This is a genomic window from Phytobacter sp. MRY16-398 (genome assembly GCF_003925915.1).
Classification (GTDB): domain Bacteria; phylum Pseudomonadota; class Gammaproteobacteria; order Enterobacterales; family Enterobacteriaceae; genus Phytobacter; species Phytobacter diazotrophicus.
This window is the reverse complement of the sequence record NZ_AP018756.1, coordinates 4594619-4619789: the sequence shown is the minus strand read 5'-3', so window position 1 is coordinate 4619789 and position 25171 is coordinate 4594619. Positions and strand designations below refer to the sequence as shown.

At 54.5% G+C, this 25171-nt stretch carries 24 protein-coding genes; 17 read left to right on the top strand and 7 right to left on the bottom strand.

Annotated features, from left to right (window positions below):
* Nucleotides 1-67: 67 nt before the first annotated feature.
* Both MRY16398_RS22685 and MRY16398_RS22680 read left to right on the top strand, forming a co-directional pair.
* Nucleotides 68-2773, top strand: a complete 2706-nt coding sequence (locus MRY16398_RS22685) for a DUF2339 domain-containing protein (protein WP_125125225.1) — start codon at nucleotides 68-70, stop codon at nucleotides 2771-2773.
* Nucleotides 2770-4146 carry a DUF3999 family protein gene (locus MRY16398_RS22680; RefSeq protein WP_041852537.1) on the top strand — a complete coding sequence of 459 codons (1377 nt, stop codon included), beginning with the start codon at nucleotides 2770-2772 and terminating at the stop codon, nucleotides 4144-4146. Before MRY16398_RS22685 ends, MRY16398_RS22680 begins: the two co-directional genes overlap by 4 nt.
* On the opposite strand, the gene acpH is transcribed toward MRY16398_RS22680, so the two are convergent.
* Nucleotides 4147-4728, bottom strand: coding sequence for an ACP phosphodiesterase (acpH, locus tag MRY16398_RS22675; protein ID WP_071195845.1), 582 nt, complete (start codon nucleotides 4726-4728; stop codon nucleotides 4147-4149). It lies immediately after the preceding gene.
* A gap of 199 nt (nucleotides 4729-4927) precedes the next feature.
* Here acpH and queA point away from each other — a divergent pair, with 199 nt between their 5' ends.
* The 7 genes from queA to MRY16398_RS22640 all read left to right on the top strand — a co-directional run bounded on the left by queA (nucleotide 4928) and on the right by MRY16398_RS22640 (nucleotide 12263).
* Nucleotides 4928-5998, top strand: coding sequence for a tRNA preQ1(34) S-adenosylmethionine ribosyltransferase-isomerase QueA (gene queA, locus MRY16398_RS22670; protein WP_041852535.1), 1071 nt, complete (start codon nucleotides 4928-4930; stop codon nucleotides 5996-5998).
* Nucleotides 5999-6121: 123 nt separating this feature from the next.
* The gene (gene tgt, locus MRY16398_RS22665) at nucleotides 6122-7249 is read left to right on the top strand and encodes a tRNA guanosine(34) transglycosylase Tgt (RefSeq protein ID WP_041852534.1); all 1128 of its coding nucleotides are present in this window, start codon (nucleotides 6122-6124) and stop codon (nucleotides 7247-7249) included.
* Nucleotides 7250-7271: 22 nt separating this feature from the next.
* Nucleotides 7272-7622, top strand: a complete 351-nt coding sequence (gene yajC / locus MRY16398_RS22660; RefSeq protein ID WP_125125224.1) for a preprotein translocase subunit YajC — start codon at nucleotides 7272-7274, stop codon at nucleotides 7620-7622.
* A 27-nt stretch (nucleotides 7623-7649) separates the two neighbouring features.
* Entirely contained in the window at nucleotides 7650-9497 is a 1848-nt protein-coding gene (gene secD, locus MRY16398_RS22655; RefSeq protein ID WP_072039800.1) for a protein translocase subunit SecD, read from the top strand.
* A 10-nt stretch (nucleotides 9498-9507) separates the two neighbouring features.
* Complete coding sequence (gene secF, locus MRY16398_RS22650; RefSeq protein ID WP_041852531.1) at nucleotides 9508-10479, top strand: protein translocase subunit SecF; 972 nt, start codon at nucleotides 9508-9510, stop codon at nucleotides 10477-10479.
* Nucleotides 10480-10650: 171 nt separating this feature from the next.
* On the top strand, nucleotides 10651-10998 hold the full coding sequence (gene yajD, locus MRY16398_RS22645; RefSeq protein ID WP_125125223.1) for an HNH nuclease YajD: 348 nt from the start codon (nucleotides 10651-10653) through the stop codon (nucleotides 10996-10998).
* Nucleotides 10999-11048: 50 nt separating this feature from the next.
* Entirely contained in the window at nucleotides 11049-12263 is a 1215-nt protein-coding gene (locus MRY16398_RS22640) for a hypothetical protein (protein ID WP_125125222.1), read from the top strand.
* A 141-nt stretch (nucleotides 12264-12404) separates the two neighbouring features.
* Here the strand turns inward: MRY16398_RS22640 and MRY16398_RS22635 are convergent, their stop codons facing one another.
* Together MRY16398_RS22635 and MRY16398_RS22630 are read right to left on the bottom strand one after the other, a co-directional pair.
* Nucleotides 12405-13283: a nucleoside-specific channel-forming protein Tsx gene (locus MRY16398_RS22635; protein ID WP_041852528.1), complete on the bottom strand. Its 879-nt coding sequence runs from the start codon at nucleotides 13281-13283 to the stop codon at nucleotides 12405-12407.
* A 296-nt stretch (nucleotides 13284-13579) separates the two neighbouring features.
* Entirely contained in the window at nucleotides 13580-14122 is a 543-nt protein-coding gene (locus MRY16398_RS22630) for a SadB/YajI family lipoprotein (protein ID WP_041852527.1), read from the bottom strand.
* A 153-nt stretch (nucleotides 14123-14275) separates the two neighbouring features.
* Between MRY16398_RS22630 and nrdR the strand changes: the two genes are divergently transcribed.
* The 6 genes from nrdR to pgpA all read left to right on the top strand — a co-directional run bounded on the left by nrdR (nucleotide 14276) and on the right by pgpA (nucleotide 18375).
* The gene (gene nrdR / locus MRY16398_RS22625) at nucleotides 14276-14725 is read left to right on the top strand and encodes a transcriptional regulator NrdR (RefSeq protein ID WP_041852526.1); all 450 of its coding nucleotides are present in this window, start codon (nucleotides 14276-14278) and stop codon (nucleotides 14723-14725) included.
* Nucleotides 14726-14727: 2 nt separating this feature from the next.
* The gene (ribD, locus tag MRY16398_RS22620; RefSeq protein WP_125125221.1) at nucleotides 14728-15831 is read left to right on the top strand and encodes a bifunctional diaminohydroxyphosphoribosylaminopyrimidine deaminase/5-amino-6-(5-phosphoribosylamino)uracil reductase RibD; all 1104 of its coding nucleotides are present in this window, start codon (nucleotides 14728-14730) and stop codon (nucleotides 15829-15831) included.
* A gap of 89 nt (nucleotides 15832-15920) precedes the next feature.
* Nucleotides 15921-16391, top strand: a complete 471-nt coding sequence (gene ribH / locus MRY16398_RS22615) for a 6,7-dimethyl-8-ribityllumazine synthase (protein ID WP_041852524.1) — start codon at nucleotides 15921-15923, stop codon at nucleotides 16389-16391.
* A gap of 19 nt (nucleotides 16392-16410) precedes the next feature.
* Nucleotides 16411-16830: a transcription antitermination factor NusB gene (nusB, locus tag MRY16398_RS22610; RefSeq protein WP_041852523.1), complete on the top strand. Its 420-nt coding sequence runs from the start codon at nucleotides 16411-16413 to the stop codon at nucleotides 16828-16830.
* 74 nt (nucleotides 16831-16904) lie between these two features.
* Complete coding sequence (gene thiL / locus MRY16398_RS22605; protein WP_041852522.1) at nucleotides 16905-17882, top strand: thiamine-phosphate kinase; 978 nt, start codon at nucleotides 16905-16907, stop codon at nucleotides 17880-17882.
* Nucleotides 17860-18375, top strand: coding sequence for a phosphatidylglycerophosphatase A (pgpA, locus tag MRY16398_RS22600; protein ID WP_041852521.1), 516 nt, complete (start codon nucleotides 17860-17862; stop codon nucleotides 18373-18375). The genes thiL and pgpA overlap by 23 nt, the downstream gene beginning before the upstream one ends.
* A gap of 86 nt (nucleotides 18376-18461) precedes the next feature.
* Here pgpA and MRY16398_RS22595 read toward each other — a convergent pair whose 3' ends face one another.
* The 4 genes from MRY16398_RS22595 to xseB all read right to left on the bottom strand — a co-directional run bounded on the left by MRY16398_RS22595 (nucleotide 18462) and on the right by xseB (nucleotide 22708).
* A complete protein-coding gene (locus MRY16398_RS22595) occupies nucleotides 18462-19436 on the bottom strand; it encodes an aldo/keto reductase (RefSeq protein WP_041852520.1) in 975 nt (324 codons plus the stop codon).
* Nucleotides 19437-19622: 186 nt separating this feature from the next.
* The gene (gene dxs / locus MRY16398_RS22590) at nucleotides 19623-21485 is read right to left on the bottom strand and encodes a 1-deoxy-D-xylulose-5-phosphate synthase (protein ID WP_107223691.1); all 1863 of its coding nucleotides are present in this window, start codon (nucleotides 21483-21485) and stop codon (nucleotides 19623-19625) included.
* An 80-nt stretch (nucleotides 21486-21565) separates the two neighbouring features.
* Nucleotides 21566-22465 carry a (2E,6E)-farnesyl diphosphate synthase gene (gene ispA / locus MRY16398_RS22585; protein ID WP_041852519.1) on the bottom strand — a complete coding sequence of 300 codons (900 nt, stop codon included), beginning with the start codon at nucleotides 22463-22465 and terminating at the stop codon, nucleotides 21566-21568.
* Complete coding sequence (xseB, locus tag MRY16398_RS22580; protein ID WP_041852518.1) at nucleotides 22466-22708, bottom strand: exodeoxyribonuclease VII small subunit; 243 nt, start codon at nucleotides 22706-22708, stop codon at nucleotides 22466-22468.
* Between the two features lie 329 nt (nucleotides 22709-23037).
* Here xseB and thiI point away from each other — a divergent pair, with 329 nt between their 5' ends.
* Together thiI and MRY16398_RS22570 are read left to right on the top strand one after the other, a co-directional pair.
* Complete coding sequence (gene thiI, locus MRY16398_RS22575) at nucleotides 23038-24486, top strand: tRNA uracil 4-sulfurtransferase ThiI (RefSeq protein ID WP_125125220.1); 1449 nt, start codon at nucleotides 23038-23040, stop codon at nucleotides 24484-24486.
* Nucleotides 24487-24515: 29 nt separating this feature from the next.
* Nucleotides 24516-25151: a hypothetical protein gene (locus MRY16398_RS22570; protein WP_110295625.1), complete on the top strand. Its 636-nt coding sequence runs from the start codon at nucleotides 24516-24518 to the stop codon at nucleotides 25149-25151.
* Nucleotides 25152-25171 lie beyond the last annotated feature (20 nt).

Here is a 25171-nt window from a genome sequence, read left to right as displayed (position 1 = left end):
GCGGGAATAGCGCAATTCCGATACTTTGTGCCAAAGTATATGCACGCTCCGGAATGAAGGTGAAATCATGGATGGACTGGTACTGATAGCCTGTACTGTGTTGTTTCTATTGCTGGTGGTTATCCCGGTAATGTCGATTCTGGCTTACCGGCGTAGTAATGCGGCCAGAGATGAGCTGTCGCGCCTGCGCCAGCGCGTGGCTCTGCTTGAACAGCAGATGAGTGGTTATGCGCCGGGACATGCGCCTGCAGCGCAGGAGACCGCTTCTCCTGTTGACTCGCCTGAGGTTATCGTACCTGATGTTGTCGTACCTGAGGTTTCAGTTCCGGAACCGCAGCCAACGCCTGAACCCGAACCGGTTCCTATCGAACCGGCGCCGGTGAATGTCTGGGCGCGAGGGACACCAGCGGCAACCGTGTCGGCCAGAGGTTCCGTTACCCTACCGGAACGCGAGGAGCCCGCGTCTGGCAGCCAGGCTGGTGGTATGGTCACCGCGCTGTTGCGCTGGTTTATGCAAGGAAACCCGCTGGCAAAGCTGGGTATCATCCTGCTGTTTCTTGGGCTGGCCTTTCTCTTTCGTTATAGCGTTGAACGCTCGCTCTTCCCGTTGGAGCTGCGTCTGGCCGTTGCCGCGCTGGGTGCGATGGCGCTGTTATTCCTCGGCTGGCGTTTGCGACACAAGCAGCCTGTTTTTGCCTTAATTCTACAAGGTGGTGCAACAGGTGCGCTCTATTTAACGGTCTTTGGCGCGTTTCGACTGTGGCAGATGCTCCCCATGTCGCTGGCGTTTGCACTGTTATTGCTAATTTGCGCGGCCAGCGTCGGGCTGGCGGTGCTACAGCGCGCGTTGAGTCTGGCCATGCTGGCGAGTCTGGGCGGTTACGCCGCGCCGCTGCTGCTGTCTTCGGGCGGCGGCAGTCATGTCACGTTATTCTCTTTCTATTTATTACTGTCTGTCGGCATCCTGGCGATCAGCGTCTGGCAGCACTGGCGCGAACTCAACCTGTTGGGGATGTTCTTCACCTTCGGGGTGGGGGGAGTGTGGGGTATCGCCGACTACCGGCCTCAGTACTACCTGAGCTGCCAGCTCTTCCTGATTGCTAATCTGTTGATCTTCGGCGTATTGAGCGTGGCGCTGTCATTGCGTGCGCAAAAGAAAGGCAAGCGCATTATCGATGGCGTGCTGCTCTTTGCCCCGCCGCTGATAGGGTTTGGCATGCAATATGCCATCACACAGCACCTGACATATGGCCCGGCACTCAGTGCGCTGGGTTACGGCGCGTTTTATATGCTGCTGGCCTGGAGCGCCGTAAAACGCTTTTCTGCGGCGGGAAAACCGCTTGTTCTGGCGGCGCTGGCACTTGGCGGCGCATTCACCACGCTTGCTATTCCGCTGGCGCTTTCAGCCCGCTGGACTGCGATGGCCTGGGCGCTGGAAGGGTTGGGCGTACTGTGGCTTGGCGTGATGCAAGGGCAGCGTCGCATGAGCTATAGCGGTACGGGTTTGTTGGTACTGGCGCTCGGCAGCGCGCTATGGGCGATGACCGACGGCACAACGGCGTTCTCGGTGATGGTGATTTTTGCGGTATTGAGCGCGACCTGGCTGGTTGCCGCCAGATTGTGGCGTCGCCTGCCGGCACCAGGCAGCCTGGTGCTGTTGGCGGGCGGTATCGCCTTCTGGCTGGTGGCGCTCTGGGGCGCGTCTGACTGGATACTCAATAAAGGCATTCCGGCGGCGGTACTGGGACTGCTGGCGCTGTCGGTTTGGGGCTGGCGCTATATGGCACGGCGGCTTCACTGGCGGGCGTTGCACTATGCTGTATGGCTGCTTTGGCCCGTGATGCTGGTGGTTTTGCTCTGGCAGTTGACTATCGAGCGACAATTGTTGGGGGCGGGCTGGCAAAACCTCGCCTGGTGCGTGGCGCTGCCCTCGGCGTACTTACTGTTATTGCGGGAGCGCAGAGTTCCTGCCCGGTTGTCGCAAGGGCTTCATATTTCGCTGCTGTGGATGATTTTACTGGCGGCGGGAACCGAGCTTTTCTGGTTTGTTGATGCACTGCCCTGGGGAATGGATGCCTGGCGTATCGGCTTGCCGATGGCGGCTGGCGGCATTGTTATTCTGCTGCTTCACGGCGGCATTCGTCGCAATATTTGGCCGCTACGCGTCTGGCCTGCACTCTATGGTCAATTGGGGCCGCTGCCGCTTATCCCGCTGTTAGTTTTTCTGCTGGTGGCAGGCAATATGCATGACGGGCGCGTTATTCACTCCCTTTATCTGCCGCTGGTTAATCCGCTGGAAGAGGGGGCAGCCTTCGCGCTGCTCGGCGTGTGGTTCTGGTGTCGTTATGCGCGGCCGCGCCTGCCTGCGACCGTTACGCCATTGGTTGCACCTGCGCTGCTGGCGCTGGCTTTCTGGTGGATTAACGGACTATTGCTGCGCCTGCTTGCGCACTATGGCGGTGTGGACTGGGATAGCGAAAGCCTGTGGAATTCGCGTCTGATTCAGACCAGTTTCGCGCTGTTCTGGATGTTGGGTGCGCTGGTGGTGATGCTGCTGGCTACCCGGCGTGGGTCACGGCACCAGTGGCTCGGCGGCGCGGCGTTGCTAGGGGTTGTCATCGTGAAGTTAATGCTGGTAGACAGCGCGGGCGGTGGCGGCCTGGCGCGGGCTATCGCCTTTATTGGCGTGGCGGTGCTGGTGTTAATCGTGGGGTATTTCTCTCCCTTACCGCCTAAAGGGGCGAAGGCGTTCAGCGAGGAAGAAAAATCATGAAATGGAAGATAGCGATTTTTACCGGCGCGTTATGGTGCGCAGCGTTACCGGGGCTTGCCCAGGAAACCGCCCCGGAGTCGCCGCAGGATTATGCCTGGGGCAGGTCGCTTACGACAGCGGCCTCATCGCCCTGGTACCGGGTTGCGTTACCCGACGACGTTTACCAGCAAAGCGTCTGGCCCGATCTGCGCGATGTTCGGGTGTTTAACCATCAGGGTGAGCGTGTGCCCTTTACGCTCCAGGTGCAGCAGGAGGCGCAGCCCGCGCCGAAGGAGCAGGCTTTACGCCTTTTCCCTCTTGCAGCTTCACCTGTTGAAAAGCTGTCAGATTCCGGGGAACGGGTCTGGCTGCGCTCCCCGGAGGGTTATGAAATCAAGCTTGAAGGGGAACGCATTAACACGATGGGCGAGAGCTATCTGCTGGCGCTGCCGGATAACGTGCAAAGACAGAACGTCACACAGCTTCAGCTTAGCTGGGATAAACCGGCGGTGAACTGGCAGGGGAAAGCATCGCTCTACTACAGCAGTGATATGAAAGAGTGGGATTTAATGCAGGCGGATGCGCCGCTGATGGACGTCGCGAGCGGCAGCGATCGCCTGACGCTGAATACCATCAACATTACTCTTTCGATGGTTACCAATACCCCGCGCTATTTACTGCTGGTGTTTGATAAGCCGCAGTTGCCTGTCACGCTTACCCGCGCAGTGGTGATAGAAAACCCGCAATCGACGGAGATAACGAATGTGGCCCTGCCAGCCGCCGGGCGTGCGCTCTCGCAGGATAAGGCGCTTTACCATTGGGCCAGCCCGCAGCCTGTGACCTCCATTTCCCTGAGTCTGGAAGAGGAGGGTACGCTGCCGGTAGAGATCGCCTGGCGCTCCGGCGCCGATGAGGCGTGGCGACCGCTTACGAAAACAGTGCTGTGGAATTTAAATAACCAGATATCAGAGCCAATCCCCGTCACGGTGGGTAACGTGCAGGAGATTCAGGTGACAACGGTCAACGCTCACCTGCCGAAAGTCGTGCCGCAATTGACAGGGCTACGACCAGGCCAGACGCTTATCTTTAATGCCCAGGGGAGCGGCCCGTACATTCTGGCGTGGGGGAATAAAGCGGCGCAAAGCGTGGCAACGGATCTCGATGCGTTGATTCCTGCGGCTTTACGCCAGAAGCATGCGCCGGAAAGCCTGCCAGAGGCGTGGGTCGGCGACGAGGTAAAACTGGGCGGTGAAGCGCGTCTGAGCGCCATCTCACCGATTGAGCAGCGTAGCCAGTGGCTTACCGGCCTGGTCTGGGCCGCGCTGGTGCTGGGGGTACTGGCGCTGGCATGGATGGCGCTGCGCATCTGGCGCGAGGTGAAAGAGAAGGCGTAATTACAGCGTTCTGGCTTCTGCCTGCGCCATCATGCGTGGGTAGAATTGCCAGAACTTCTCTTCCAGCGCCTCGTAGTGGTTATCCAGGTCCTGCCACGAGTCACGCAGGGCATCGAGTCGCGGTCGGCGGCTGGCCATGCCGTTTAGCACCCGCTGGATAAAATCCATCTCCCGGTAGCGCTCCAGCCAGCGCTCCGACCATAAATAGTCATTTAAATTGACGAAACGTGGCGGCGCCTCCGGCAGGATCACACTGACTTGTGCATGCGCGTAGCCGACAAATTCGCTAAGCGGCATTGAGGGCGAGATCTGCTCCCAGTGGCGCGAGACGAAATGATCCCACATCACATCAAGCGTGATTGGCGCGACACGGCGTGTTTCAGGACGAAACCAGCCGCGCGCTTCTTTGACTTCCGGCAGATTGTCGGTCAGTACGTCGATACGGCGGTGCATATGGATGCCGGAAACCACGTCGGGCGCGTAGAGTTCATCCGGGTTGCCGCGAACAAAATCCGCCAGCAAATTACCGGAAAGCGAACTATTGGCGAGGTGAGCCAGGTGCAGGTGTGCGAGAAAATTCATCGTTATACTCGTTTTTGTTCAGGTCGCATATCGTAGCGGCGTGGGTCATTCACCAGCGATGATTGGGAATTTCCTGTGCTGCCGCCATTTGTAATGCGAATTATTTAGAGTATATGAACTCTCCGGAGGGGTAAAGGTTGCAGGGAGAACGCCCCGGCACTAGACTACCCGCCTCTTATTTACGTCTCGAGTTAGTGTCATGCGCGTTGCCGATTTTTCCTTTGAATTACCTGAATCCCTGATTGCCCATTATCCGCAGCCTGAGCGCAGCAGTTGCCGCTTGCTGTCGCTGGACGGGCCGACAGGCGCGCTTGCGCACGGTACGTTCACGGATTTACTCGACAAACTGAATCCTGGCGACCTGTTGGTCTTCAATAATACCCGCGTGATCCCGGCGCGCCTGTTCGGGCGCAAAGCCAGCGGCGGTAAGATTGAAGTGCTGGTTGAGCGTATGCTTGATGATAAGCGCATTCTGGCGCACATCCGTGCCTCTAAAGCACCGAAACCGGGTGCGGAACTGTTGCTGGGCGATGACGAGAGCATCCATGCCACTATGGTGGCCCGTCATGATGCGCTGTTCGAAGTGGAATTTAACGACGAACGTCCGGTGCTTGATATTCTTAACGCCATCGGCCATATGCCGCTGCCGCCTTATATTGACCGTCCTGACGAAGACGCTGACCGTGAGCTTTACCAGACGGTCTATAGCCAGAAGCCGGGTGCGGTTGCGGCGCCCACCGCCGGTCTGCATTTTGATGAACCGCTGCTGGCGCGTTTGCGCGAGAAGGGGATTGAGATGGCATTCGTCACGCTGCACGTCGGGGCGGGAACCTTCCAGCCGGTGCGCGTGGACAGCATCGAAGACCATATTATGCACTCTGAGTACGCCGAAGTGCCGCAGGAGGTTGTCGATGCGGTGCTGGCGGCCAAAGCGCGTGGCAATCGTGTTATCGCCGTGGGGACCACCTCCGTGCGTTCGCTGGAGAGCGCGGCGCAGGCGGCGAAAAATGCATTGATCGCGCCCTTCTTTGGCGATACGCAAATCTTTATTTTTCCGGGCTATCAATATCAGGTTATCGATGCGCTGGTGACCAATTTCCACCTGCCGGAATCGACCCTGATTATGCTCGTTTCGGCTTTCGCTGGTTATAAGCACACCATGCACGCCTACCAGGAAGCGGTTGCGCACAAATATCGCTTTTTTAGTTACGGTGATGCGATGTTTATCACGTACAATCCGCAGGCAATTAATGAACGTCCGGGTGAGTGATCTCCCCTGACCGTCGTAGCCCGGCTAAGCGATAGCGCCAGCCGGGGCACTATTAGCACCCTGGCGTGATGCCGGGGTGAATTGTTAACCATCAGACTGTCTCTCTGATGCAGGAGAAATGAAGTGAAATTTGAGCTGGATACCACCGATGGTCGCGCACGCCGTGGCCGTCTGGTGTTTGATCGTGGCGTAGTGGAAACGCCTGCTTTTATGCCTGTCGGCACCTACGGCACCGTTAAGGGGATGACGCCGGAAGAAGTGGAAGCCACTGGCGCGCAGATTATCCTCGGCAATACCTTCCACCTGTGGTTGCGTCCGGGTCAGGAAATTATGAAATTGCACGGCGACCTGCATGACTTTATGCAGTGGAAAGGGCCGATCCTGACCGATTCCGGCGGCTTCCAGGTTTTTAGCCTGGGTGACATTCGTAAGATCACCGAGAAAGGCGTGCACTTCCGTAACCCAATTAACGGTGATCCGATCTTCCTCGATCCTGAAAAATCCATGGAAATTCAGTACGATCTCGGCTCCGATATCGTCATGATTTTCGATGAATGTACGCCGTACCCGGCAGACTGGGACTACGCTAAACGTTCAATGGAGATGTCGCTGCGCTGGGCAAAACGCAGCCGTGACCGTTTCGACTCGCTGGAAAACCCGAATGCGCTGTTTGGCATCATTCAGGGGAGCGTTTACGAAGATTTACGCGATATCTCTGTGAAAGGTCTGGTAGAGATTGGCTTTGATGGCTACGCTGTCGGCGGTCTCGCTGTGGGTGAACCAAAAGCGGACATGCACCGTATTCTGGAACATGTTTGCCCGCAAATACCGGCGGATAAACCACGTTATCTGATGGGCGTGGGTAAACCAGAAGATTTGGTAGAAGGCGTTCGTCGCGGCATCGATATGTTTGACTGCGTTATGCCAACACGTAATGCCCGCAATGGTCATCTGTTTGTGACCAACGGCGTGGTGAAAATCCGTAACGCGAAATATAAGAGCGATACGGGTTCACTCGACCCTGAGTGTGATTGCTACACCTGTCGCAATTATTCCCTCGCTTACTTGCATCATCTCGATCGTTGCAACGAAATATTGGGCGCGCGACTCAATACCATTCATAACCTGCGTTACTACCAGCGCTTGATGGCGGGTTTACGTAAGGCTATTGAAGAGGGTAAATTAGAGAGCTTCGTGACCGATTTTTACCAACGTCAGGGGCGAGATGTTCCGCCTTTGAATGTTGCTTAATTTTAATAATGAGGGAATTTGAATGAGCTTTTTTATTTCTGATGCGGTAGCAGCAACAGGCGGCGCGGCAGGCGGCGCGGCAGGTGGCAGCCAGAGCCCGATGTCTCTGATCCTGATGTTGGCGGTGTTTGGTCTGATTTTTTACTTCATGATCCTTCGCCCACAGCAGAAACGCACCAAAGAACATAAAAATCTGATGAACTCCATCGCGAAAGGTGATGAAGTGCTGACCAACGGTGGTCTGGTTGGTCGCGTAACCAAAGTAGCGGAAACTGGCTACATTGCTATCGCGCTGAACGATACCACCGAAGTGGTTATCAAACGTGACTTCGTAGCTGCCGTTCTGCCGAAAGGCACCATGAAGGCGCTGTAATTTCTTGTTTTCCCAAAGGGAACTGCCGTGTTAAACCGTTATCCTTTGTGGAAGTACATTATGCTGGTCGTCGTCATTGCCGTCGGCCTGCTCTACGCACTTCCCAACCTGTATGGTGAGGATCCGGCTGTTCAGATCACTGGTGCGCGCGGTGTCGCCGCCAGTGAGCAAACGCTGATCCAGGTCCAGAAAACTCTACAAGAAGAAAAAATCGACGCGAAGTCTGTGGCACTGGAAAACGGCGCTATTCTCGCTCGCTTTGACAGCACTGACGTTCAGTTACGCGCGCGTGAAGCGCTGGTGTCTGAGCTGGGTGACCAGTTTGTCGTGGCGCTTAACCTTGCTCCGGCCACCCCGCGCTGGCTGAGCGCAGTCAATGCCGAACCCATGAAACTGGGTCTGGACCTGCGTGGCGGCGTGCACTTCCTGATGGAAGTGGATATGGACACCGCGCTTGGCAAACTCCAGGAACAGAATATCGACAGCCTGCGTAGCGATCTGCGCGATAAAGGCATTCCTTACACCACTGTGCGTAAGGAAGATAACTATGGCCTGAGCATTCTCTTCCGCGATGCCAGCGCACGTGACCAGGCGGTCACTTATCTGACTCAACGTCACCGTGATCTTGTTATCACCAGCCAGGGCGACAATGCGCTGCGTGCGGTGATGTCCGACGCGCGTCTGAGCGAAGCCCGCGAATACGCGGTGCAGCAAAACATTAATATCCTGCGTAACCGTGTGAACCAACTCGGCGTCGCTGAGCCGCTGGTACAGCGTCAGGGTTCAGACCGTATTGTGGTTGAGTTGCCGGGTATTCAGGATACGGCGCGTGCGAAAGAGATTCTGGGTGCAACGGCGACGCTGGAATTCCGTCTGGTAAACAGCAATGTTGATCAGGCCGCCGCTGCCGCGGGCCGCGTTCCGGGCGATTCCGAAGTGAAGCAGACCCGCGAAGGCAACCCGGTTGTGTTGTACAAACGGGTGATTCTGACCGGTGACCATATCACGGACTCCACGTCCAGCCAGGATGAGTACAACCAGCCACAGGTGAACATTTCCCTGGATAGCGCTGGCGGTAACATCATGTCTAACTTCACTAAGGATAACATCGGCAAACCGATGGCGACCCTGTTCGTGGAGTACAAAGACAGCGGTAAGAAAGACGCCAATGGCCGCGCTATTCTGGTGAAAGAGGAAGAGGTGATTAACATCGCCAATATCCAGTCTCGTCTGGGTAACAGCTTCCGTATCACTGGTATCAGTAACCCGACCGAAGCGCGTCAGCTCTCTCTGCTGCTGCGTGCCGGTGCGCTGATTGCGCCGATTCAGATTGTTGAAGAACGTACCATTGGTCCAACACTGGGGATGCAGAACATCACTCAGGGGCTGGAAGCCTGTCTGGCAGGTCTGGTGGTCTCCATCATCTTCATGATCTTCTTCTATAAGAAGTTTGGTCTGATCGCGACGAGCGCACTGATTGCCAACCTGGTACTGATTGTCGGCATTATGTCCTTGCTGCCAGGGGCGACGCTCACCATGCCGGGTATTGCGGGTATCGTGTTAACCCTTGCGGTCGCGGTCGATGCTAACGTACTGATAAACGAACGTATCAAAGAAGAGTTGAGTAATGGTCGTTCGGTGCAGCAAGCCATTGATGAAGGTTATAAAGGCGCGTTCAGTTCCATCTTCGATGCGAACGTCACCACGCTGATTAAAGTCCTGATCCTGTACGCAGTGGGTACGGGCGCCATCAAAGGCTTTGCCATTACAACCGGTATCGGTGTGGCAACGTCGATGTTTACTGCCATTGTCGGCACCCGTGCCATCGTGAACCTGCTGTACGGCGGCAAGCGCGTTAAAAAGCTGTCTATCTGAGGAGTGCGTTGTGGCACAGGAATACACTGTTGAACAATTGAACTACGGCCGTAAAGTCTGGGACTTTATGCGCTGGGATTACTGGGCGTTCGGCATCTCAGGTCTGCTGTTAATCATCTCTATCGCTATCATTGGCGTGCGCGGGTTTAACTGGGGTCTGGATTTTACCGGCGGTACGGTTATCGAAATCACGCTGGAAAAACCAGTGGATATGGACCAGATGCGTGAAGCACTGCAGAAGTCGGGTTTTGAAGAGCCGCTGCTGCAAAACTTCGGCAGTAGCCGCGACATCATGGTACGTATGCCGCCTGTACACGGGGAAACCGGTGGTCAGGAGCTGGGCAGCAAAGTCGTTAAAGTCATTAACGAAACCAGCAGCCAGAATGCAACGGTCAAACGTATTGAGTTTGTTGGCCCGAGCGTGGGGGCAGACCTTGCGCAAACTGGTGCTATGGCGCTGATGGTGGCGCTGATTTGTATCCTTGTTTACGTCGGGTTCCGCTTTGAGTGGCGTCTGGCGGCAGGGGTAGTTATCGCGCTGGCGCATGACGTCATCATTACCATGGGCGTGCTGTCGCTGTTCCATATCGAGGTTGACCTGACTATCGTGGCATCGCTGATGTCCGTTATCGGTTACTCGCTCAACGACAGTATCGTGGTGTCTGACCGTATTCGTGAAAACTTCCGCAAGATCCGTCGCGGAACCTCTTACGAAATCTTTAACGTGTCGCTGACCCAGACGCTGCATCGTACGTTGATCACCTCCGGGACAACCTTAGTCGTGATCCTGATGCTGTATCTGTTTGGTGGTCCGATTCTGGCGGGCTTCTCCCTGACCATGCTTATTGGTGTCACTATTGGTACGGCGTCCTCGATTTACGTGGCTTCTGCGCTGGCGCTGAAACTGGGCATGAAACGCGAGCATCTGATTCAGCAGAAAGTGGAAAAAGAAGGGGCGGATCAGCCGTCAATTCTGCCGTAATCCGGCTCTCCGCTTAAAAAAACCGCAGCCGCAAACTGCGGTTTTTTTATGGCTGATGCGGCTGTGTTACGTCGACGAGGACTTTCTCCGTCCAGATGCGGGAATATTGATAAAAACGCTGGTGCGCGCGAAACTGACGCTAATCCAATATTTATCCAGGTACTGACACATATGGCGATTATCCCTAAAAACTATACGCGGCTGGAAAGCGGCTACCGTGAAAAAGCATTAAAACTGTTTCCATGGGTGTGCGGGCGTTGTTCGCGGGAGTTTGTTTATTCGAACCTGCGTGAACTCACCGTTCACCATATCGATCACGATCATACCAATAACCCCGAAGACGGCAGTAACTGGGAATTGCTTTGCCTGTTCTGCCACGATCATGAGCATTCGAAATATACCGAAGCGGACCTGTACGGTTCGACGGTTGTTGCAGGGGAGGATGCGCAAAAGGATATTGGTGAGGCGACCTATAATCCGTTCGCCGACCTGAAAGCGATGCTCAACAAGAAAAAATAAAACAAAACTGAAAACCACGGATGGTTTTCTGACGAACAAGGATGTCTGCTATGAATAAACCTCACTATTTTACATTCCGCTTTCGCGGTTTTGCCGTGGGTAACGATCCCGAAAGCGGCTATCTGCGCCTCATTACCCGCCATCACACTTTTTATACCGATAAGCGCTTTTTCAAGGATGATTCAGGCTTTGACCAGCTTCAGCCAGACAGTCGAATCTACCTTGGAACCCACCGTTTAAAAGATGGCAGTTACTGGATTGACTGGATAACTGATGGCACGACGACGCTTGAGATTGCTCACGCACGTCCCGCATTATTTCTTCCGATTAGCCGCCTGCTAACAGGAATTCCGGCTTTTTTTATCTCTGGCTCAATGATGTTTAGCTGGGGATTTGCTTTTCTTATGCCGCTGCTGTTTCTGGCTGTCACGATGATGCTGCTAACCTGGGGACTGGCGGACCTTCATGCGGTCTGTTTGCGCTTTTCCCCACGGGTTCGTGATCTTCTGGCAAAGCTTGAGCAGACAAAGCGGCGTGATACCTCCTTTTGCGAAGATATTGGTCGGGCGCTGTTAAACCCGCCGTATCCCGATTCGATGCCGGAAGGCTTCTCTGACTTTGGCCCAACGTTGAGTGAAATAAAACAGACGGTCTCGGCTGTCAGAAGCGGGGAGTGGAAATCGTATGTTGCCGACAATTCCGGTGCGGCGCTGGTATATGTATGTCAGGGGCGAGGGTTATCGCTGTCATGGCGGATGGGAGATCCGGCGCTGCGCAGCCAGATCGATAAAATTTTGCCTTTTTTCTACCGGACCCACGCGCCTTTTATCAGTCAGGGCGATCATGTTCTGACCATTTTCAACCACCATTCAAATAAAGCGATTGGCGTCTATAACTTTACCGATGGCGGCTGCTACATCGCCAACGGCAACTGGTATCGTAGTGACCAAAGTATGGCGGCATTTTATCGGGGGATGTTGTTTATCTTTGCCCCATGCATGATGGCGCTGATGATGCTTTTTAGCGCGGGCTTTGCATTGAGCGCGGGCGACGTATGGCGCTGGCATGCAGTTTGCGGGGCACTGAAAAGTATGTTTTCCGTCCTCTGCATCCTCTGTGGCGCACTGCTTGGGGGAAGCGACCTGGCTATTCAACTGACACGCTTATGCTCATCTCGGGTCAGCGACTGGCTACGCCTGCGCAGGCGGCTTGAAAAATTGCGTCAGGAACAGCAGCACCCACCTTACATTCAGGAGATTTGGTAATGTTCGCTACCTTTCCCCGGCGCTGCCTGTGCGTGGCGCTTTTGTTGGCGCTCGGTTACTGGCTGAGCCCGTTTACTGTTTGAAAATAAAAAGGCACCGACGCAAATCGCGTTCGGTGCCTGATTTTAAGCCGAAAAGCGCTTAGAAGTTGTAACCCACAACCAGGTATCCACCCCAACCCGTAGAGCGTACGTTCTCTTTCATCCAGACCAGGTCGGCATCATTATTCCACTGACCACCATTGTGCCAGTAACGCGCAACAGCAGAGTAGTGCCAGTGATCGTAGCTCAGAGACAGAATGTGGCTGGACGCGATAGAGTTGTTGGTGCGCTGCTTGATGCCGTTTTCAGCATACGCGCTCTTATCGCCCAGATCTGAACCCCAGTCAAAGTTGGTGAAACCGATATAGCTCAGGTTGCCGCCCCACAGGGAGGTAATCGGTACAAAGTATTTCACTTTGAAACGGTAGCCGTCCCAGTCGTTCTGGTTTTCTGCACCGTAGTTCTGCCACTGGTATTTTGCGTACACGTTCAGAGACAGGCTCATCGGCAGACCGGTATCGATGTCAGTACCCAGACCCATGTACCAGGTGCTCTGGCGGCCGGATGCGTTGCGACCCATGTCGTAGATGTAGTTGTTCGCGAAGTACCACTCTTTGAACGGGCCAAAGCTCAGGTCGGTACCGGTCAGCTTATCAATCGAGAAGCGCGGTTCGATTTCCATGAACAACGGCGAGCCGTGGTTCCAGATACCTTTTGCGTCGGTGTTACCACCGAAGAAGACGGGGGCATCGGCATAGCCATAAAAATCGAACCAGTCTTTTTTAGCAAATGCTTCATATTCCAGATAGGTATCGTTACGAATCTGCGGTCCGAAGCGGGTGTGATAGCTGCCTACCACGTTAACGCTCTGGTGCCACCAGTCAGACACGTATTCCGGTTTGCTGTTATCCGCTGCATTCACGGAGAAAGAGGTCGTAAAAGCCAGTGCAGCGCCGGCTGCGAGTAATGTTTTCTTCATAATTATGCCACTGATAAGAGATCCCTTACGGGAATGAAAGAATGCACGCATTGCGTTTCTAAATATTTCATGTTTCTGCGGGCTTATTATAAGTATCCTTGCTCACAAAAATATGTGTTGTTTCACATTAATGAAACACACGTAATCGATTGCGTTCACGTTTGCGCGTATTAAGCAGCGGGGATTGTACTGATGATCATCATTGTTGCCAATAAATGACACCCACCAGATTCTCATCCGGCGGGTGTTCAGACGTAACAAAGTGTGAATAAGAGCGACGGCGTCGCCGGGAAAAATTATTGCGGAGTGGCGGGCTGAATATCGTGGATGCGAACGAAACCTAACTGATCCGGCGTGATGCCATTGAGTTGTAGCGCGACGTCAACATCACTTGGCGCGAGCGTGCTGGCCGGAGCACTAATGAGCTGGTTTTGCACGTTAACTTCCTGAAAGTTCTGCGTGGTGCCCTGAATTTGTCCCCACTCTACGGTGCCGCTGAATGCCGGGAGTGGATCGTTAGACTCCCCCTGAATTCGCAGCGTGGCCCGCGTGCCGTTCGCATTTGGCGTGATGTCTTTCAACGTCATACGCAGCATACCGATCTGGCTGTTCAGCCGGGCAGGGGTGTTGGAGCCGGGTAGCAGGTAGACACCATTGGTGGATTTAGCATTCAGCGCGTTTTGCTGGGTGATTTTCACCGTCTCTTTGTTCAATTTGGCCATTTCATTGTTCAGGGTGCTGACATCCTGATGCAATTGGCGGACCTCGCTTTGCTGTGCACAGGCGCTAAGGGCGAAAACGCTTCCCAGCAACAGGGATCTTAGGTAACGTCTTGTCATTCTGTCTGTTTCCTTGAAGATGAGGATATTCTTTATGGTAGATCGCAACAGCTACGTTGCCATCGATCCATTGTCTCAAAATCGGCTCGTCTTTGTTGTCATGCCAGTTCAGGGTAAAATAGATTTCAGTTAACTCACTCGCCAGGACGTCGTATGCATTGCCCATTCTGTTTCGCCGTGGATACCAAAGTAATTGATTCTCGCCTTGTCGGTGAAGGTTCCTCTGTTCGCCGCCGCCGCCAGTGTCTGGTATGTAATGAACGTTTCACCACGTTCGAAGTGGCTGAGCTTGTCATGCCGCGCGTTGTAAAAAGCAATGAAGTTCGCGAACCGTTCAACGAAGATAAGCTACGCAGCGGTATGTTAAAAGCGCTGGAAAAACGCCCGGTGAGCTCTGATGACGTTGAGATGGCGTTAAATCACATCAAGTCACAATTACGTGCTACCGGTGAGCGAGAAATTCCCAGCAAAATGATCGGCAATCTGGTCATGGAACAATTGAAAAAGCTCGATAAAGTTGCCTATATCCGTTTTGCGTCGGTATATCGCAGTTTCGAGGATATCAAAGAGTTCGGCGAAGAGATCGCCCGTTTACAGGACTGATCATGCACGACGAAATGTACATGGCGCGCGCGCTTAAGCTCGCGCAACGCGGGCGTTTCACCACTCATCCGAACCCGAATGTCGGCTGCGTGATTGTGAATAACGGCGAAATCGTCGGCGAAGGCTTCCACTATCGTGCGGGTGAACCGCACGCTGAGGTACATGCATTGCGTATGGCGGGTGAGCGCGCACGGGGTGCTACCGCGTATGTGACGCTTGAGCCGTGCAGCCATCATGGGCGTACACCGCCGTGCTGTGAAGCACTCATTGCCGCTGGTGTCGCTCGCGTTGTGGCGGCCATGCAGGATCCGAATCCGCAGGTTGCCGGGCGGGGGTTGTACCGCCTGCAGCAGGAGGGCATCGAGGTCAGTCATGGCCTGATGATGTCAGAAGCCGAAGCGCTGAATAAAGGTTTTTTAAAACGCATGCGTACCGGTTTCCCCTGGATCCAGCTTAAACTTGGCGCATCCCTTGATGGCCGTACCGCGATGGCCAGCGGCGAGAGCCAGTGGATCACGTCGCCGCAGGCGCGACGCGACGTACAGCGTTTACGCGCCCAGAGCCACGCGATTTTAACCAGTAGCGCGACGGTACTGGCGGATGACCCCAAACTGACCGTCCGCTGGGACGAGCTGAGCCCTGACATACAAAAGCTTTATCCGCAGGAAAACCTGCGCCAGCCGGTGCGTATTGTCGTGGACAGCCAGCATCGTGTGACGCCTGAGCATGCCATCGTTCAGCAGCCGGGAGAGACCTGGTTTGCGCGGACACGCCACGATAGCCGAGCCTGGCCTGAATCAGTACGTGAGATCCTCGTGCCGGAACACCGTGGTCATGCAGACCTGGTCACGCTGATGATGCTGCTGGGCAAACAGCAGATCAACAGCATTTGGGTAGAAGCAGGGGCTAACCTTGCGGGCGCGTTGCTGCAGGCAGGGCTGGTCGATGAACTGATTGTCTATCTTGCGCCGAAACTGTTGGGCGCGGATGCTCGGGGGCTGTGCGTGCTGCCAGGGCTGGAAGCGCTGGCCGATGCACCCTCTTTTAAATTCAATGAGATACGTCAGGTTGGGCCAGACGTCTGCCTGCATCTTACCCACGCGTAGCCTCTGCTGTAAAAGGGAGGCAGCGCGTGAAATATTATGATAAAATCCGCCCCCCTGCGGGGTCTGAACTGAACCTGTGAAGGAAGAGTATGAACATTATTGAAGCTAACGTTGCTACCCCGGACGCTCGCGTCGCCATCACCATTGCGCGTTTCAACAACTTTATCAATGACAGCCTGCTGGAAGGTGCGATTGACGCCCTGAAACGCATTGGTCAGGTAAAAGATGACAACATTACCGTTGTTTGGGTGCCAGGCGCGTATGAACTGCCACTGGCGGCTGACGCGCTGGCGAAAACCGGTAAATATGACGCGGTGATTGCGCTGGGTACCGTTATCCGTGGCGGCACCGCGCACTTTGAATATGTGGCTGGCGGTGCAAGCAATGGTCTGGCGCATGTCGCTCAGGACAGTGGGATCCCGGTAGCCTTCGGTGTTCTGACCACTGAAAGTATTGAACAAGCCATCGAACGTGCTGGCACCAAAGCCGGTAACAAAGGTGCAGAAGCTGCACTGACCGCGCTTGAAATGATTAACGTATTGAAAGCCATCAAGGCCTGAATTTTGTAAGGGGAATTCCGTGAAACCTGCTGCTCGTCGCCGCGCCCGTGAGTGTGCCGTCCAGGCGCTCTACTCCTGGCAGTTGTCCCAAAACGACATCGCTGATGTTGAATACCAGTTCCTGGCGGAACAGGACGTAAAAGATGTGGACGTTCTGTACTTCCGTGAACTGTTGACCGGGGTGGCGACTAACAGCGCGTATCTCGACGGCCTGATGAAGCCGTACCTGTCCCGTCTGCTCGAAGAGCTGGGCCAGGTTGAAAAAGCGGTGCTGCGCATTGCTCTGTTCGAATTGTCTAAACGTGATGATGTCCCGTACAAAGTTGCGATTAACGAAGCTATCGAACTGGCGAAAACCTTCGGCGCAGAAGACAGCCACAAATTTGTAAATGGCGTGCTCGACAAAGCAGCCCCCGCGATCCGTCCCCACAAAAAATGATCCGTAAGCCGGAGCCGGGCGTTGTTTTGACACGCCCGATCCGGCTTTTTCTTTTCTTTGCTGAGGCATAACGTATGGCATGCGGCGAATTTTCCCTGATTGCCCGTTATTTTGACCGTGTAACAAGCTCGCGCCGTGACGTCGATACCGGCATTGGCGACGACTGTGCACTGCTCAACGTACCCGAAAAGCAGACGCTGGCAATCAGCACTGACACGCTGGTGTCAGGCATCCATTTTCTTCCTGATATCGAACCGGCTGACCTGGCATATAAAGCCCTGGCGGTGAACATTAGCGATCTGGCGGCCATGGGGGCTGATCCGGCATGGCTAACGCTGGCGCTGACCCTGCCGAATGTCGACGAAGACTGGCTTAAAGCGTTTAGCGATAGCCTGTTCGAGCAACTCAATTACTACGATATGCAACTCATTGGCGGTGACACAACCCGTGGCCCGTTGTCGATGACGTTGGGTATTCATGGCTATGTTCCCGCCGGGCGCGCTTTAAAACGTAGCGGCGCTAAGCCTGGTGACTGGATTTATGTCACAGGCACACCGGGCGATAGCGCAGCCGGGCTGGCTATTTTGCAAAAGCAGTTGCAGGTTGCCGACGCACAAGATGCCAAATATCTGTTGCAGCGCCACCTGCGCCCTGTACCGCGTGTTTTACACGGGCAGGCGATGCGCAATCTGGCAAGCTCGGCTATCGATCTCTCCGATGGGCTTATCTCGGATCTTGGACATATTCTCAAGGCCAGCGGTTGCGGTGCGCGGGTCGATCTCAATGCGTTACCTTATTCGCAGGCGATGTTGCGTCATGTGGATGCGGAACAGGCTCTGCGCTGGGCGTTGTCAGGCGGAGAAGATTACGAGTTGTGCTTTACCGTACCGGAAATTAACCGGGGCGCGCTGGAGGTAGCCGTGGGCCATCTGGGTGTGCCAGTGACCTGTATTGGGCAGATGAGCGCAGATGTGGAAGGCCTGAATTTTACCCGTGAAGGTAAAACTGTGACGCTTGACTGGAAAGGATATGACCATTTTGCCGCGCTTTAAAGACATTGCCAAAAGCCGTTTGAAAATGAGTAACCCGTGGCATTTGCTGGCTACGGGTTTTGGCAGCGGATTAAGCCCTGTCGTGCCAGGCACAATGGGCTCTTTGGCCTCTATCCCGTTCTGGTATCTGATGACCTTTCTGCCGTGGCAGCTCTATTCATTGCTGGTGATGCTGGGGATTAGCGTGGGCGTTTATCTCTGCCATCGTACGGCGAAAGATATGGGCGTGCACGATCATGGCAGCATCGTCTGGGATGAATTTATCGGGATGTGGATCACCCTGATGGCACTCCCGACGAATGACTGGCAATGGGTCGCCGCCGGTTTTGTGATCTTCCGTATTTTCGACATGTGGAAACCGTGGCCGATTCGCTGGTTTGATCGGAATGTGCATGGGGGCATGGGGATCATGGTTGACGATATCGTGGCCGGGATTATCTCCGCAGGTATTTTGTATGCGGTGGGTCACTACTGGCCGATTGGTATTCTCTAACCGACGCTTTTATCAGAGGTAGCCCGGATGAGGCGTTTAACGCCGCATCCGGAACATTTCAGATCGTTCAAAAAACCACTAACGAATCACTTAAACCCGACCACCGGATGCTGTTTGTACGGTGTTTCCATTTCGGCGATCTGCTCTGGTTTTAGCGTTAAATCTACCGCCTGTAATAGCTCTTCGAGTTGCTCTTCGCGCGATGCGCCGATAATCGGGGCGGCAATACCGGGTTTGCTCAGCAGCCATGCCAGCGCGACCTGCGCGCGCGTAGCGCCCGTTTCTTCGGCAATGGAGCCCAGACGCTCAGCAATCTGCGCGTCGTTCTCATCGCTTTCGTTGTAGAGTTTTTTCCCCACTTCGTCTGATACGATTCGCGCGGTGGTTTCACCCCAGGGACGAGTCAGGCGACCGCGCGCCAGCGGACTCCACGGGATCACCGCCACCCCCTCTTTATAGCAGAGCGGCAGCATTTCACGCTCTTCTTCACGGTAGATGAGGTTGTAGTGATCCTGCATGGTGACAAAGGGCGCCCAGCCGTGCTGTTTTTGCAATTCCAGCGCCTGTGCGAACTGGTGAGCGTGCATGGAAGACGCGCCGATGTAACGCGCTTTCCCGGCTTTTACGACATCATTGAGCGCTTCCAGCGTCTCTTCAATCGGCGTGTTGTAGTCCCAGCGGTGGATTTGCAGTAAATCGACATAGTCCATCCCCAGGCGTTGCAGGCTGTCATCAATGGAGCGCAGAATTTGCGCACGTGAGAGGCCTTCTTTGAGCGTGCCGGATGCATGATAGACCTTGGTGGCTACCACCACGTCTTCACGGCGGGCGAAGTCACGTAGCGCACGGCCCACGATCTCTTCACTGCTGCCATCGGAATAGCTGTTTGCGGTATCGAAGAAGTTAATGCCGCCATTCAGGGCGTGCTGGATAATCAGACGACTGCTCTCTTCCGGCAGCGTCCAGGCGTGGTTGCCACGATCTGGCTCGCCAAAGGTCATGCAGCCAAGGCAAAGGCGGGAAACTTTAAGATCTGTTTTTCCTAACGTGTTGTATTGCATGGGTCCACTCCTGCTTATACTCGTTATATTTCGAGTGACAGGTGCGTTGCCTGCGTCAGCGCGCCCCAGTCACATAGGTGTCTATGCTCCCGGGGACTTACTGACTTGCCGCCTTCCTGCAACCCGAACTATTTAGAGTAGGATTACAAACATTACCGTTAAGCATAGCAGGAGCGACAGGGGAGGTTATGCGAGCCAGCTTGTGATACGTGCTTGAATACCCGCAGCATCCAGCCCCAGTTCGGCACGCGCTTCATCCTGGGTTCCCTGCGGAATGAAGAAGTCCGGCAGGCCGAGGTTCAGGACAGGAATCGGCTTACGCTGCGACATCAATAGCTCGTTCACCCCGCTGCCCGCACCACCGATGATGGCGTTTTCTTCCAGCGTAACCAACGCCTCATGCCGTGCCGCCATCTCCAGAATCAGCGCGTTATCAAGCGGTTTAACGAAACGCATATCGACCAGTGTGGCGTTGAGTGCTTCCGCGGCTTTTGCGGCTTCCGGCAATAAGGTGCCGAAGTTAAGGATGGCGATTTTCTCACCTTCGCGCTTCACAACGCCTTTACCTAACGGCAGTTTTTCCAGCGGTTCGAGCGTCACACCAACCGCGTTACCACGCGGGTAACGCACGGCGCTCGGGCCTGCGTTGTGGTGATATCCGGTAAACAGCATCTGGCGGCATTCGTTCTCGTCGCTTGGCGTCATGATAATCATGTCCGGGATACAGCGCAGATAGGAAATATCAAACGCCCCCTGGTGAGTCTGGCCATCAGCACCGACGATCCCTGCACGATCAATGGCGAACAGCACCGGCAGTTTCTGGATAGCGACGTCGTGGATAACCTGATCATAGGCGCGCTGCAAAAAAGTGGAGTAGATGGCGACCACTGGCTTATAACCGCCAATCGCCAGCCCGGCGGCAAAGGTCACCGCGTGCTGTTCAGCGATCGCAACATCGAAATAGCGATCCGGGAATTTACGGGAAAACTCCACCATGCCTGAACCTTCACGCATCGCGGGGGTAATCGCCATCAACTTGCTGTCTTTTGCCGCCATTTCGCACAGCCAGTCACCGAAAATCTTCGAATAGCTCGGCATGCCGCCACTGCTTTTCGGCAGGGTACCGCTGGTCGGGTCGAATTTCGGTACCGCATGGAAAGTGATTGGGTCTTTCTCGGCGGGCTCATAACCACGGCCTTTCTTGGTCATGATATGCAGGAACTGCGGGCCTTTCAGACCACGCATATTCTTAAGCGTATTGATAAGCCCCATAACATCATGGCCGTCAACCGGGCCAATGTAGTTAAAGCCCAACTCTTCAAACAGGGTGCCGGGCACTACCATGCCTTTGATGTGTTCTTCGGTACGCTTGATGAGCTCTTTGATTGGCGGCACGCCGGAAAGCACTTTTTTGCCGCCTTCGCGCAGCGTGGAATAGAGCTTACCGGAAAGTAACTGCGCCAGATGGTTATTCAGCGCGCCGACATTTTCAGAAATCGACATCTCATTGTCGTTCAGCACAACCAGCATATCCGGGCGGATATCGCCCGCATGGTTCATGGCTTCGAATGCCATCCCGGCGGTAATCGCGCCATCGCCAATCACGCAGACGGTACGGCGCTGTTTGCCCTCTTTCGCGGCGGCAACGGCAACACCAATGCCCGCGCTGATGGATGTGGAGGAGTGACCGACGCTTAACACATCGTATTCGCTCTCACCTCGCCACGGGAAAGGATGCAGGCCGTCTTTCTGCCGGATAGTACCGATGCGGTCGCGTCGGCCTGTAAGAATTTTGTGCGGATAAGCCTGGTGGCCAACGTCCCAGATTAACTGATCAAATGGCGTGTTATAGACATAATGAAGCGCCACGGTCAGTTCAACCGTGCCAAGCCCGGAGGCGAAGTGTCCGCTGGAGCGGCTCACGCTGTCGAGCAGGTAGCGACGCAGTTCATCGCACAGCTTCGGCAGGCTCTCTTTTGGCAGCGAACGCAATTCCGCAGTGGAATCGACAAGTGCCAGGGTCGGGTATTTGGCTATATCAAAACTCATCAGAGACTCATCGTGTTGCTCGTCATCCATTGGGCGATGTTTTTGCCTTTCGGCAACCCGGACGATTCGGAGCGTATTGTTTATTTATCACGCTGGATTATGTAATTCGCCAGTGCTTCCAGTGCCGTTGTATCCAGTGATTGCGCCGCCAGGAGATCCAGAGACTGGCGAGCGTCGGCAATCAGATCGCGGGCTTTAATCCGGGCTTGCTCAAGGCCCAGTAACGCAGGATAGGTGCTTTTGCCGAGCTGCTGATCGGCACCCTGGCGTTTACCAAGTGTCGCAGTATCGCCGACAACATCCAGGATGTCATCCTGAACCTGGAAGGCCAGACCGATGCTTTCGGCGTACTTATCCAGCACCGGCAGCCATTGATGTCCTGAATTACCCGCACTGAGTGCACCCATTCTTACCGCCGCGCGAATCAATGCGCCCGTTTTATGGCGATGAATGCGCTCCAGCGCGGCTAAATCGACCTGCTGACCTTCTGCGGCGAGATCCAGAGCCTGACCTCCGCACATGCCGGCAGCACCGCTGGCAATCGCCAGTTCGCGTACCATGGCAAGGCGGTCCTGCGTTGCCACTTCTGGCATGGGCGCATCACTGAGGATAGTAAACGCCAGCGTTTGCAGCGCGTCTCCGGCCAGTATCGCATTGGCTTCGCCGAATTTGATGTGGCAGGTGGGCAGGCCACGACGTAAATCATCGTCGTCCATGGCAGGCAAGTCATCGTGAATCAGCGAATAGGCGTGAATACACTCAACCGCTGCAGCAGGGGCATCCAGGGTTTCCCGGCTGACGCCGAACATACCGCCGGTCGCATAGACCAGGAACGGACGCAGGCGCTTACCGCCTAATAATGCGCCATACTGCATGGCCTCAACCAGAGGAGTGTTCTGAAAGGGAAGAGGGGCAATAAACCGCCGCAGTGCATCATTGGCATGTTCGACACAGGCCTGTAATTGTTGGCTAAAGTCCATTTACTCGTTATCCGGTGTGAACGGCGTGAGAGGTGCCTCTTCATTGTCGGACAGCAAAATCTGTACGCGCTGTTCCGCCTGCTGGAGTTTCACTTGCCCCTGACGGGCAAGCTGTACGCCGCGTTCGAATTCATTAAGGGCCTCTTCCAGCGGAAGATCGCCGCTTTCAAGACGGGTAACAATCTGTTCCAGCTCGCTCAACGCCGTTTCAAATGTGGCGGGTGCGTCGTTTTTCTTTGGCATAGTGAATGTCTGACTCTTATTGATACCGACTACGATATGGTAGCGAAGTCGTGAGGCTTAGCAAATAACGCGCAATGGTCATGCAAAATGCGCAGGAGCTTCGCGATGGTGGTATACTTCCGCGCCTGGATGGCAGCCGCGGTATACACTTCATCCTTCAAACTGCTTCTTTGTTGGCTGCCTTTGTTCACCCCAGTCACTTACATGAGTAAGCTTCTGGGTTCACTCAGTTGCCGCCGCGAAGCATTTTGAATGATTTTGTGTATAAGGGCTGCTGTACTATTTTCCATTTCTAGCCCCGTCGGGCTTACCAACGAACCATTGCCGCCATGAAGTTTATCATTAAATTGTTCCCGGAAATCACCATCAAAAGCCAATCTGTGCGTTTGCGCTTTATTAAAATTCTCACCGGGAACATTCGTAACGTTCTTAAGCAGTATGATGAGACCCTCGCCGTTGTCCGTCACTGGGATAATATCGAAGTGCGCGCCAAAGATGAAAACCAACGTCTGGTGATTCGTGACGCGCTGACCCGTATCCCGGGTATTCACCATATTCTGGAGGTGGAAGATGTCCCGTTCACCTCTTTGCACGATATTTTCGAAAAAGCGCTGGTGCAATACCGCGACCAGATCGAAGGCAAAACGTTCTGCGTGCGTGTAAAACGTCGCGGCAAGCACGAGTTTAGTTCTATTGAAGTGGAACGCTACGTCGGCGGCGGTTTGAATCAGCACGTAGAGTCCGCCCGCGTGAAGCTGACGCACCCGGATGTCACCGTGAATCTCGAGATCGAAGATGATCGCCTGCTGCTGGTAAAAGGCCGTTACGAAGGCATCGGTGGTTTCCCGATTGGTACGCAGGAAGATGTTCTGTCGCTGATTTCCGGCGGTTTCGACTCCGGCGTCTCCAGCTACATGCTGATGCGTCGTGGCTGTCGCGTACATTATTGCTTCTTTAACCTGGGCGGCGCGGCGCATGAGATTGGCGTGCGTCAGGTTGCGCATTACCTGTGGAACCGCTTTGGCAGCTCCCACCGGGTACGTTTTGTGGCGATCAATTTTGAACCAGTGGTTGGCGAGATCCTCGAAAAAGTCGATGACGGCCAGATGGGCGTAGTGCTCAAACGCATAATGGTGCGTGCGGCATCCAAAGTTGCCGAGCGCTATGGTGTGCAGGCGCTGGTAACGGGTGAAGCGCTCGGTCAGGTCTCCAGCCAGACGCTGACCAACCTGCGCCTGATTGATAATGTCTCCGATACCCTGATCCTGCGTCCGCTGATCTCTTACGATAAAGAGCACATCATCGATCTGGCGCGTGAAATCGGTACCGAAGATTTTGCCCGTACGATGCCGGAATATTGCGGTGTTATTTCGAAAAGCCCGACGGTGAAAGCCGTGAAGGCCAAAATCGAAGCGGAAGAAGCACATTTCGATTTCGAGATCCTGGATCGTGTGGTTGCGGAAGCCTCGAATATCGATATTCGTGATATCGCCGCGCAGACCAGCGAAACGGTTGTTGAGGTCGAAACGGTCAGCGGATTTGGCCCGAACGATGTGATTCTCGATATCCGTTCTATTGACGAGCAGGACGATAAACCGCTGGCGGTGGAAGGTATCGACGTGGTGTCGCTGCCGTTCTATAAGCTGAGCACCAAATTCGGCGACCTCGATCAGAGCAAAACCTGGTTACTGTGGTGTGAGCGTGGGGTGATGAGCCGCCTGCAGGCGCTCTATCTGCGTGAGCAGGGTTTTGAGAATGTGAAGGTGTACCGACCTTAAATTCAGTAAAACAAGGATGTTTACCCATAATGGATTATGAATCTGTATCCGCACGTCAGGATGACGTGCGCTTTTCAATTAACGTACCCGCGCAGTCTTTATCTTTTGAACATTATTTACGAGGCTTAGGTTTTTGCCGTGCGACATTACCTGAAACTCGTCGCCGCTTTGGCAGATTGCCCTTGTTTATCATTACGGCATTCTTTATGTGGCTGGTAATAGCCCTTGCGGTTTCACTGTTTAACGGCAATTTTCATTTCCGTTTTATGGGCTGGGTTGCAGACGATACAACAGATGATTATCTCTTTTATTTTCGCGATGGTGCGGCCCTGTCGCTATTGGTGCTGTGCTATATCGCAGGTGTATTGACCGTAAAGATAACGATGACCCGGCGTTACAGGCAATGGTCACGCAGATATTATGAAGTCAATGATGCCAACCGTTATGGCTACTCGCTTGAGCTGACAAATGAAGGGATACAGTGGACGCATGCTGATAATCACGCTTCTCACGCCTTTATGGCGTGGAGTAAAGTCACATCAGTAATGAGTGATGGTACGCTTGATTATATCGTCATGGGGCCGGCAGGGTTTTTATGGATCCCCATTCATTCACCGGATTACCCACAAGAAAAGGTAATCGCGTTTATTAAACAACATCTGTAATCCGTTTAGCGGCGGAAACT